Here is a 1,704-nt window from a genome sequence, read left to right on the forward strand (position 1 = left end):
CTGCGCGCTGCAGGCGGCGATGGACGGCTACCAGGTCGCCACCCTGGACGACGTGGTGGAGACCGCGGACATCTTCATCACCACAACCGGCAACAAGGACATCATCATGGCCTCCGACATGGCCAAGATGAAGCACCAGGCGATCGTCGGGAACATCGGCCACTTCGACAACGAGATCGACATGGCCGGTCTCGCCGCGATCCCCGGCATCGTCAAGGACGAGGTCAAGCCGCAGGTCCACACCTGGACGTTCGCCGACGGCAAGGCGATCATCGTGCTGTCCGAGGGCCGCCTGCTGAACCTGGGCAACGCGACTGGTCACCCGTCGTTCGTGATGTCCAACTCCTTCGCGAACCAGACCATCGCCCAGATCGAGCTCTTCACCAAGCCGGAGTCCTACCCGACCGACGTCTATGTGCTGCCCAAGCACCTGGACGAGAAGGTCGCCCGGCTCCACCTCGACGCCCTCGGCGTCAAGCTGACCACGCTCCGCCCGGAGCAGGCCGCCTACATCGGCGTCCCGGTCGAGGGCCCGTACAAGCCCGACCACTACCGCTACTGATCACCTGCTGATCGCCTGCCGATCAGCCACTGATCGCACCAGCAGCCGGTAGCCGGCCCCCGCCTCGGCGGGGGCCCAGGGCCCGCCCAGGCCGGTCAGGCCGGGCGGGCCTTCGCACGTCAAGGACCAAGCCCATGCCCCGCGGCCGCTACTCCCTCCACGACCCGCACGATCACACCCCGCTCGGCGAGGAACACTTCCACTGCGCGCCCGGCCCCACCGGCTGGCGCTATGTCGCCCAGCTCACTTCCCCCTCCGGCGATCACAGCGGCTCCGTGGACCTCACCCTCGACGAACTCGGCCGCCCCCTCCGCCTGGAACTGAACGCTGCGAGCTGGCGCGTCCGCGGCGCGGCGCTGGACGGCGTCACCTGGGTCCGTACCGACCCGTCCGGAGAACACGCGACCGAGGGCAATGTCGCCGCCCATGCCTTCACCGGCACCTCGCCGGCCTTCCTGATCGCCACGGCCCGCCTGCTACGCCTCACCCCGGGCGCCCCCGCCACCCGCGTCCGCCTCGTCACCTTCACCGCCCCCGTCCTCGCGCCTCGCACCCTCGACCAGTCCTGGGCCCTGCTGGACAGGTCGGCACATCCGACCGACACCGGCCCACTGACCGTCGACGAATACCAGGTCACCGCCCTCGATACGGGGGAGCAACACCCGGTCCATATCGCGGGTGACGTGGTGCTGGCGGCACCAGGCATCGAGCTCGAAGACCTTGAGAGCCCACCGTCCTCCTTCTCCGCCCCCCTCCCTGATCCGGATGCTTGACCTCCGGGTCCTGCGGAGTTACAAAGACAGTCGTAATTGCTTCACATGGACGGTCGAGACGTCGCTCAGACGTCGAGCCCCCGGGTCGACACACCGCCCCCACGCGTGGCGCACTGTGCATCGACCCCCTCTGACCTGCTACTGTGCTCATCTCACCCAGGCCCTTTGACGGGGGCTGTCGGGGGAGGTAGGATTTAACGGTTGCGGCGAGCAGGGTTTGAGCGCTCGTGGGCAACCGTTAGCACCAACATCGCCTGGGCTCTGAATTCCGATTCGAGCGAGGCACTTCGATCCTGTGGGAATCGCGAAGCCGATTAGGTCGGCCGATGCGGGTCTGCTAAAGTCGAAACAGCCGAAAGGCAAAGGCCA

3 protein-coding genes are annotated in these 1,704 nt (G+C 67.4%); 2 read left to right on the plus strand and 1 reads right to left on the minus strand.

Annotated elements, in window-relative coordinates; genetic code table 11:
• On the plus strand, positions 1-562 hold a 562-nt coding region (locus tag CCN51_RS19945; protein WP_143675851.1), incomplete at its 5' end, for an adenosylhomocysteinase.
• Here CCN51_RS19945 and CCN51_RS59255 read toward each other — a convergent pair.
• Positions 563-685 carry a hypothetical protein gene (locus tag CCN51_RS59255; RefSeq protein ID WP_264349476.1) on the minus strand — a complete coding sequence of 41 codons (123 nt, stop codon included), beginning with the start codon at positions 683-685 and terminating at the stop codon, positions 563-565.
• An 11-nt stretch (positions 686-696) separates the two neighbouring features.
• Between CCN51_RS59255 and CCN51_RS19950 the strand changes: the two genes are divergently transcribed.
• Positions 697-1,335, plus strand: a complete 639-nt coding sequence (locus tag CCN51_RS19950; protein WP_014177042.1) for a hypothetical protein — start codon at positions 697-699, stop codon at positions 1,333-1,335.
• The last annotated feature ends 369 nt before the right edge of the window (positions 1,336-1,704 follow it).

It is taken from the genome of Streptomyces milbemycinicus (assembly GCF_002154605.1).
GTDB classification, from domain to species: Bacteria; Actinomycetota; Actinomycetes; order Streptomycetales; family Streptomycetaceae; genus Streptomyces; species Streptomyces milbemycinicus.

What these genes read in the sequence shown, in the direction of transcription:
- CCN51_RS19950 (WP_014177042.1), top strand. Translation starts at nt 697, where the DNA reads ATGCCCCGCGGCCGCTACTCCCTCCACGACCCGCACGATCACACCCCG.